At 66.3% G+C, this 8710-nt stretch carries 8 protein-coding genes; 3 read left to right on the top strand and 5 right to left on the bottom strand.

Going from position 1 to position 8710, the window contains the following annotated elements:
- The coding region (locus VG320_RS03240; RefSeq protein ID WP_327198720.1) for an adenosylcobalamin-dependent ribonucleoside-diphosphate reductase at window positions 1-1036 on the bottom strand (1036 nt) is incomplete at its 3' end.
- A gap of 145 nt (window positions 1037-1181) precedes the next feature.
- Between VG320_RS03240 and VG320_RS03235 the strand changes: the two genes are divergently transcribed.
- Entirely contained in the window at window positions 1182-1706 is a 525-nt protein-coding gene (locus VG320_RS03235; protein ID WP_327198719.1) for a thioesterase family protein, read from the top strand.
- 206 nt (window positions 1707-1912) lie between these two features.
- Here the strand turns inward: VG320_RS03235 and VG320_RS03230 are convergent, their stop codons facing one another.
- A complete protein-coding gene (locus tag VG320_RS03230) occupies window positions 1913-2221 on the bottom strand; it encodes a DUF3331 domain-containing protein (RefSeq protein WP_027819484.1) in 309 nt (102 codons plus the stop codon).
- Window positions 2222-2669: 448 nt separating this feature from the next.
- On the opposite strand from VG320_RS03230, the gene VG320_RS03225 reads away from it, so the two are divergent.
- Complete coding sequence (locus VG320_RS03225; RefSeq protein WP_327198718.1) at window positions 2670-3737, top strand: AI-2E family transporter; 1068 nt, start codon at window positions 2670-2672, stop codon at window positions 3735-3737.
- Between the two features lie 19 nt (window positions 3738-3756).
- Here the strand turns inward: VG320_RS03225 and VG320_RS03220 are convergent, their stop codons facing one another.
- Window positions 3757-4575 carry an alpha/beta hydrolase gene (locus VG320_RS03220; protein ID WP_414695955.1) on the bottom strand — a complete coding sequence of 273 codons (819 nt, stop codon included), beginning with the start codon at window positions 4573-4575 and terminating at the stop codon, window positions 3757-3759.
- Window positions 4576-4784: 209 nt separating this feature from the next.
- Window positions 4785-5885, bottom strand: coding sequence for an OpgC domain-containing protein (locus VG320_RS03215; protein WP_327198717.1), 1101 nt, complete (start codon window positions 5883-5885; stop codon window positions 4785-4787).
- Window positions 5886-6570: 685 nt separating this feature from the next.
- On the opposite strand from VG320_RS03215, the gene VG320_RS03210 reads away from it, so the two are divergent.
- Window positions 6571-7446 carry a peptidoglycan DD-metalloendopeptidase family protein gene (locus VG320_RS03210; protein WP_327198716.1) on the top strand — a complete coding sequence of 292 codons (876 nt, stop codon included), beginning with the start codon at window positions 6571-6573 and terminating at the stop codon, window positions 7444-7446.
- 75 nt (window positions 7447-7521) lie between these two features.
- On the opposite strand, the gene prpF is transcribed toward VG320_RS03210, so the two are convergent.
- On the bottom strand, window positions 7522-8703 hold the full coding sequence (prpF, locus tag VG320_RS03205; protein WP_327198721.1) for a 2-methylaconitate cis-trans isomerase PrpF: 1182 nt from the start codon (window positions 8701-8703) through the stop codon (window positions 7522-7524).
- Window positions 8704-8710: the final 7 nt, after the last annotated feature.

Raw genomic sequence — 8710 nt, 5'->3', positions numbered from 1 at the left:
CGTCGAGAAAGCGCACCTGAGTGGTTGTGCGCGCAATCAGTTCATCCCAGTCGAATGACGGCCTGGCAAACGGATCGCGCACGAAGCGCGTGAGATCGAGTGGCCCCAGGTTGCAGCAGCCGTAGGCAGGCAAGGGCTGTTCGCCGCACGGATTGGTCGCGCGGATGCTTTCGACGGCGCGCAGATTGTTGTCCTCGTTCATGCGCGAGATAAAGACCACGCCCGGCTCGGCGACGTCATAGGTCGAGCGCATGATGGTGTCCCAGATCGCGCGGGCGCGCTTTTCGGCGTAGATCCACAGGCCGTCGTCGCGCTGGCGCAGGTCGCCCGCCGCGCGCAGGGCGGGCGAGGGTTCGGCGCGATGGACCAGTTGCCAGGGCTCGTCGTTTTCGACCGCGCGCATGAAGGCGTCGGTCACCGCCACCGAAACGTTGAAGTTGTTCCAGCGTCCCTTCGAGTGTTTGGCTTCGATGAATTCGGGCAGGTCGGGGTGATCGCAGTCGAGCACCGCCATCTGCGCGCCGCGCCGTGAGCCGGCGCTTTCGACGGTGCGGCACGAGGCGTCGAACACGTCGATGTAGCTGCACGGCCCGGAGGCGCTCGATCCAGTCGAATGGACCAGCGCGCCGCGCGGCCGGATCGCCGAGAAGTTGTAGCCCACGCCGCCGCCGCGCCGCATGGTTTCGGCGGCCTGCAGCAGCGCGACGTAAATGCCGGGGCGGCCTTCGTCGTCGATGTCCTGGATGCTGTCGCCCACGGGCTGCACGAAGCAGTTGATGAGCGTGGCTTCGATGCCGGTGCCCGCCGCGCTCATGATGCGGCCTGCGCCCAGCGCGCCGTGACGCAGGTTATCGACGAAGCGCGCCTCGATCTGCGCGCGCAGCGCGGGCGGCTCGGCCTGCGCGACGCCGTGGGCGACGCGGCGGTAGATGTCGTCGGCGCTGCGCTCGTCGCCTTTGGCGTATTTCTCCAGCATCACGTCGAGGGAGAAGGCTTGTACGTCGGGCTGCACGTCGGGGCGCGAGTGTTCTGCCATGGCGGATCCTTGCGATCGTTCTGCGTTAGCTCAGGGTAACGCAGAGACAGCGCGCGTGTCTGGACACTTGCCAGTGTCCGCGTCGGGCCAATGGGTAAACTAGGGCGCGCCGCTTCTGACGAAGCCGGGGCAAGGAGGAGAAAAGATGAGCGACCACGCGACCAGCGTCGTCTATCGCGACCGCGTACGCGCCGAATGGGTCGATTACAACGGCCATCTGCGTGACGCGTTTTACATGCTGATCTACAGCCATGCGACCGATGCGCTGCTCGACGCGATCGGCCTCGATGCCGCGCAGCGCGAGGCGCGTGGGCGCTCGATGTACACGGTCGAGGCGCATGTGAACTATCTGCGCGAGGTCAGGGAGGGCACGCCGCTGCGGGTGGAGGTGCGGGTGCTGGAGCACGACGCGAAGCGCGTGCGGGTCTATCTGGAGATGTTCGCCGACGGGAACGGCGCTGAGCAGACGCCGGTTTGCGCGAGCGAGCAGCTATTGCTGCACGTGGACCGCTCGGGGCCGCGCGCCGTGCCGTTCGACGCCGATGTGCTCGCGCGCGTGGCCGCGCTGGGCGAGGAGTCGGCGGGGATGACGGCGCGCCACGCCGGACGGTCGATATCGCTGGCGCCTGTGCGCGAGGCGCTGGGCTGGAGCGCAGGCCGTCAGCGGTAGTCACCGATAGTCACCGCTAGTCACCGGTAGTCAGCGCTTGCCAACCAGCCGCGCCTGGCGGCGAAAGCGTTGGGAGTCGTCCGTGTTCGCCTGAAGCGTGCGCGATCGTCTGGATCGCGATTATTACGGGAATCTCACCTAATCGCTTTGTCGCCGGGTGGCTGCAACAGCTTTGTTATGGGCTGCTTTTGCTGGCTTCTAACGCGTCAGGCCGCTTCGCTGTATGGCACGTTGGCGACCAGATCGCCGAACACTTCTGCCGCGATCATCACCGACGCGTTGAGCGGCGCGGGGCGCTCGGCCGGCTTGAATACGGCGTCGCCACGGCGGATCTTGCGGCGCGACACGGCACAGGTGCCCGACGTGTGCGCCGAGCGGCGGCGCCAGCGCTGCTCGCCGTAATGACAGCGGCCGGGTTCCACCCAGCGGATCACGAGCGCGGAATCCGTCTGTTCGAGGATTTCGATGCGTTCACCGTTGGCTCCGTCAAGCGCGAGGCACGCTTTTTTCTTCATCGTCGGCTCCGTAAGTGGGGTTGCCGCGAATGTATTCCTCTAAGCCGTCAAGTGCCATTGTGTCGCCGTTGAAACACCATTCCAAAATCGGCAACAATCGATCTGGCACATATACGGGTTAACGAAGGAATGCGGGTTTGCGGGCGATCGAGACCCGACCCTTCGAATTTGTGCAACGCAGTGTTGTGCGAGGCGCGACATGAAAATCGGCCTGGAGAGGGGCGCAAGGGCGGGGTTGGAACGCGGGTTGAACGCTCAAAGCTAGTGCGGATCAGACTGATAACCGCGTTGGGCGAGGGCGGCTGGTTCGCCTTTTTGGTCTGTCGCCCTTATGCTGGCGGCTCGTCTTGCGCGGGCCGCAGGCTTCAGAAGCCGCTGGTTTTGCCTTGAGAGCGGCGCGCTGTGCGGCGCCGCAACGTGCTGTCCTGCCGAATTTTCACGAGGTTACATGATTCATCGCCCGCCTGCTCCGAACTCCGCAAACGAGCAAAAGCTCCAGCGCGCTGCCTCTGCCGCCCTGTTCGCCGTGCTCGTCCTGCTCGCCTTGTGGGTCGTGCGCGAATTCCTGCCCGCCGTCGCATGGGCCTGCGTGCTTGCCATCGTCCTCTGGCCGGCCTATCAGGCCATCGAGCGGCATCGGGCATTCCGCGGCCGCACGACCTGGCTTGCGACCGTTCTGACCGTCGCCATCGCGCTGCTGGTCGTCTTGCCGATCACGCTGATGGCGATCCAGGCGGGCGGCGAGGCGCACGACCTTTATCTGTGGGCGCGCGCCGCGCAGGAAAACGGTGTGCCGGTGCCCGATTTCGTCTCGCATCTGCCGTTCGGCAGCACTCAGGTGAGCAATTGGTGGCAGGCCAATCTGACGCAGCCGCTCAAGGAATCGCCCGCGATGAAGGGCCTGCACGGCGACGCCATCGTGTCGTTCGGGCGGCATTTCGGCGCGCGCGCGGTGCATGCGTCGATGACCTTCGGTTTCATGCTCGTCACGCTGTTCGTGATCCTGCAGGCCGGTCCGCGTCTGTCCGGCACGGTGATGCGTGGCGCGCGCCGCGCGTTCGGCGCGGACGGCGCGCAGTTGCTCCAGCGCATGGCCGCGGCCGTGCGCGCGACGGTGACGGGCCTCGTGGTGGTGGGGCTGGGCGAAGGCGTGCTGCTCGGCATCGCTTATATGTTCACGGGCGTGCCGCATGCGGCGCTGCTCGGCACGATTACCGCGATCGCGGCGATGCTGCCGTTCTGCGCGCCGCTGGTGTTCTGCGGCGCGGCACTCTGGCTCGCGGCGCAGGGCATGATCGTGGGCGCGATCGTGCTGGCCGTGGCGGGCGTGGTGGTGGTGTTCGTCGCCGAGCACTTCGTGCGGCCCGTGCTGATCGGCAATTCGACGCGCCTGCCGTTCCTGCTGGTGCTGTTCGGCATCCTGGGTGGCGCGACGACGTTCGGGCTGATCGGCATCTTCATCGGCCCGGCGCTCATGACGGTGCTGATGGTGCTGTGGGCGAACTGGGCCGAGTAAAACGTGCCGCGCCGCGCGTTCAGCGCAGACAGGCGAGCGTGTACTTGAGCGCGGCGGGCAGCAGCTCGCGCCACACCGGCCAGACGTGCCCGCCGTCGACGATGCGCAGGGCCGCCGGATTGCCCGCTTCGCGCAGGCGCGTGTAGAGCAGCGACGATTCGGCCTGGATCACCAGGTCGTCGTCGCCCGAGGCGATGAAGAAGGGCACGCGCCACGGGCGGCCAAAATAGCCGCTCCAGAGCGCGGGATAGTTGAGCGTGCGCCAGATATGCGAGTCGAACTGATGCTCGCCGAACACGCCCACGCGCCGCGCTGAAGATGCCGGCGGTGGATCGCCCGAATAGATCGCGGGCGACAGCAGCATCGTCCCGCAAAACATATCGGGATGCTCCAGCGTGTAGCGCAGCGCGCCGAAGCCGCCCATCGACACGCCGCCGATCGCGCGGCCATCGCGCGTATCGTCGACGGCGAAATGCGACTCGATTTCGGGCATCAGGTCCGAGAAAAACGCCGTCTCCATCTTTTCCTTGCGATCGACGTACCAGTCGGTGCCGCCTTGCGGCATCACGATCACGACGGGCGGAATCTCGTGGCGTGCGATCAGCGCGTCGGCGGCGCCTTGCAGATTGCCTTGCGTGACCCAGTCCATCGGCTCGCCGTTATTGCCGTGCAGGAGGTAGAGCACGGGATAGCGGGGGCCGTCGGCGCGATAGCCAGTGGGCAGGTAGACCACATAGGGCCAGTCGCGCTCGAGCGCATTGGCGTGGAAAGTGCGCGGCGCGATCGTGCTGGCGAAGGCGTTATCCGCGAGACCCGTCATAGCGGCGAGCGCGGTCATAGCCGCGATGGCGGTACGCAGGGCATGGCGAAGCGCGTGGCGCAGCGAGGCGAACGGCGCGGTGCGAGGATGTCTGCGCATGGCAGGAAAGCTGGCTCGTGGGGGCGCGCGGGCGGCGCGGGGTCAACATACTAGCAGCGCCCCGGGGCGGCTGGAAACCGTGCCGCGCGCGGGGATGCCCCGCTGCGCGGCGAGGCTCGGGCAAGCGTTCAGGCGGACGCTTTCGCGCGCGACGGCAGCAGCCGTTTGAGCGGATCGGAGGCGCGCGCGACGGCGAACAGCGCGGTGAGCGCAATGGCGTCGGCGGCGAGGCCGGCGGGCACGTCGAGATAGCCGTCCGTGTACCAGTAGAGCACCGAGTCGACGGTCAGCGAGATCACGGCGCCCGCCACGAACGAGAGCAGCCCCTTGCGGCCGACAAGGCCCACCCACGGCAGCGCAACGGCGAGTTTTTTCGCCCAGCCCAGCCGGATCACATGCGCCGTAAGCCAGGCGATGCCGAAGAAGTTCAGCGCGCGAAACCACGCGAGGTTGCGCTTGAAGTCGGCGTCGAGCGCGGTGTTGCCCAGATGCAGCCGATAGATCGCGGCGGCGGCGACCACGGCGAGCGCGACCATCGTGACGAGCGCGCCGAGTTTCGGCCGGGCCGTGACGTTCTGGAACACCGGCTGAGCCTGCGCAATCACGCCCGCCACGAACAGCAATTGCCACGCGAACGGATTGAAGTCCCAGTTGACGTCGTCGACGTGCGGAAGATACGGCGCGAGGTGCGGCGCGACGGCCCACAGCACGAAGCTGATCGCCACCAGCAGCCAGGGTTTCGAGCGCGCCAGCGGCAGCGCGAGTGGCGCGGCCAGCGCGAAACACGCGTACATCGGCAGGACGCCGGCGAGGTAGGGCTGGCGGCGCAGCAGCACGATGTCGCGCAGCGCGCTGGCGGGCGCGAGCGTCAGATCGTCGAGATCGGTGGTGGCGAGATTGGGCGCGTCGACATTGCATGCGACCAGGATCGCCGTGACCAGCAGCATGAGCAGCGCGGTCACCACGAAGGCGCGATAGATCTCGAAGGCGCGCTTGATGAAGCGCTGGCGCGCGGCGGCCTCGGTGCGGCGCGCGCTGAGCGCGGCCCAGGCTGTAGCCGTGGCGAAGCCGCCGAGGAATACGAACACTTCGGCCGCGTCGCACAGCGCGTAGGCGTGCAACGTGACGCGCGACAGGATGCTGCCGCCGATGTGATCGACGACGATGATCAGCAGGACGAGACCGCGAAAGAAATCAAGTTCGACAAGACGATTGGATGGCTGTGACATGGATCCGGCGCTGCTGGCTGGCACGCCCTGAAAGCGCGCACGGCCGGGCTGGCGCATGCAAAACGCCGCTACGAGGCCCGCTGCCGGAGCGAGGGCTCGACGACGGCGGCTACGCGAGGCAGCGGCAAAAGTGGGTGAAAACGGAATGTACCCCGCGATGGACGAAATCCGCAGTTTGCCCAGGACATGACCTGATTGACGCGATGGCATTCCAGTGGAGCGGATTCTACCGGGATGTCGGCAATACTACCTTAATTTCAAAGGGCTTTCAGCGCGCGGGGCCGTATGTTGGCCATCCGGATAAGGCGTTCAAGTTCTCGCAGCGCGTGCCGTTATGCAGAAGAGATTAAGGGGCGGGATCTGGCGCGCTTAACGGGGCCTCCGGGCGCGAAAATTCAGGCGAGCAAGAGTTGTATCAGAGTGTTGTGGGCTCAATGGTGCGTATGAAATGCGCATTACAATGCCGGATCGCTTTTGAGATAGGTCGCAGGCGGCGCGGCGAGGAGTTGCGCGACGCTGGGCGATTTTGTCCGATAAAGCGCGCAATTTGAATGAAGATGGAAGCGGGTGGGACGTAAGGGGTTTCGGTCGGGACATTGGACGGGAGCGCGTATCAACACGCAGCAAACCGTCTCCTGCCGGCCGGAACGAACGTGCTGCCGCAACGTAACAAGGAGCATCGAATATGTTCGAGGATCGTACGGGGCAGACTGCCTCCGGTCTGACGCGGTTTTGGGCGGGCCTGACAGGCCTGGGCTTGAGCCTTCTGCTGGGCGCGTGCGCTAACGTTAGCGAGCCGCAAACGCCGCAGCCGCAGCCCGATTCGTCAGCGGCGGCCAGCCCGGCGTCCGACGCGGCCGCGAGCGCCGCCGCGCAGCAGGCGGCGAGCGTGCCGGTCAAGCGCACCGTGACCAAAACGACATACGTACGCGTGCGCCGCGGCGATTCGCTGCAGCGCATCGCGTCGGCACATAACGTTTCGGTGCGCGATCTGAGCGCCTGGAATCACCTGAAGCCGAATGGCCGCCTGCGCGCGGGCCAGTCGCTCAAGCTGGTATCGACGCAGACGATCATCGTGCAGCAGGCCGCGCCCGCGCAGGGCGGCGCAACGACGGCAGCGACTGCGGGTAATGCGGGTAATGCGGCGCAAAGCCGCGCAGTGGCTGCCGAAGTCGCCCGTCACGCGAACAGCGTGGCGCTCATGTGGCCGGCGCGCGGCCATGTGGTCGAGCCGTTCGCGCCGGGTACGACGCGCGGCATCGAAATCGGCGGCAAGGCGGGAGATCCCGTGCTCGCCGCGGCGGATGGCAAGGTTATGTACGCGGGCACGGGGCTGAACGAGTACGGCAGCCTCATCATCGTCCAGCACAACAAGGACTTTCTGACGGCGTACTCGCACAATCGCCGCCTGCTCGTGAAGACCGGCGACACCGTGCATCAGGGCCAGCAGATCGCCGAAATGGGCGCCGAGAACAACGACCGCGTGGCCGTACTCTTCGAGGTGCGCCGCGACGGCAAGCCGGTCGATCCGATGCCGTATCTGCCGACGCCGCAGAGCTGAAATCGCTGCTTCGATTAGCCCGTTAAGGCCAGCATGAAAAGCGCGCATCCCGGATGCGCGCCTCAAGACTGCCTCTTAAAACGCATCTCCCGGCACGCGCACCCAGCCTTCCATCAGCACGCGCGCGCTGCGGCTCATGATGGCCTTGGTGACCGTCCACTCGCCGTCTTCCTGACTGGCTTGCGCACCCACGCGCAGCGTCCCCGACGGATGGCCGAAGCGCACGGCCTGGCGCTCGCCGCCGCCCGCCGCAAGGTTCACTAGCGTGCCCGGAATCGCCGCGGCCGTACCGATTGCCACGGCCGCGGTGCCCATCATCGCGTGGTGCAGCTTGCCCATCGACATGGCGCGCACCAGCAGATCGACATCGCCGGTTTCCACTCGCTTGCCGCTCGATGCCGTGTAGGCCACGGGCTTCGCCACGAAAGCGATCTTGGGCGTGTGCTGGCGCGTGGCGATTTCGTCGAGCCGCTTGATGAGGCCCATGCGCAGCGCGCCGTGCGCGCGGATGGTTTCGAACTTCTCCAGCGCTTTGGCGTCGCTGTTGATGGCGTCCTGCAATTCCGTGCCCGTGTAGCCGATCGCTTCGGCGTTCACGAAGATCGTCGGGATGCCGGCGTTGATCATCGTCGCCTTGAGCGTGCCCACGCCTGGCACGTCGAGGTCATCGACCAGATTGCCGGTGGGAAACATCGCGCCGCCCGCACCTTCTTCCTCGGCGGCCGGGTCGAGGAATTCGAGCTGCACTTCGGCGGCGGGGAAGGTCACGCCGTCGAGTTCGAAGTCCCCGGTTTCCTGCACCTGGCCGTTCGTGATGGGCACGTGCGCGACGATGGTCTTGCCGATATTGGCCTGCCAGATGCGCACGGTGGCGACGCCGTTATCGGGCACGCGGGCCGGGTCAATCAGACCGCTGCTGATCGCGAACGGACCGACGGCTGCCGAGAGGTTGCCGCAGTTGCCGCTCCAGTCGACGAAGGCCTTGTCGATGGCGACCTGGCCGAACAGATAGTCGACATCGTGACCGGGCCGCGTGCTTTTCGAGACGATGACGGTTTTGCTGGTGCTCGAGGTGGCGCCGCCCATGCCGTCGATCTGCTTGCCGTACGGGTCGGGGCTGCCGATAACGCGCATCAGGAGCTTGTCGCGTGCGGCGCCGGGTTGTTGGACGGCCTCGGGCAGGTCTTGCAGGCGAAAGAACACGCCTTTACTGGTGCCGCCGCGCATATAGGTGGCGGCAATCTTGATCTGGGGTATAGAGCTC

The organism is Paraburkholderia sp. (assembly GCF_035948235.1).
In the GTDB taxonomy this organism is placed as follows: Bacteria; Pseudomonadota; Gammaproteobacteria; order Burkholderiales; family Burkholderiaceae; genus Paraburkholderia.
Note: the sequence above shows the minus strand (reverse complement) of the source record. Positions and strands in the feature narration are given on the sequence as shown.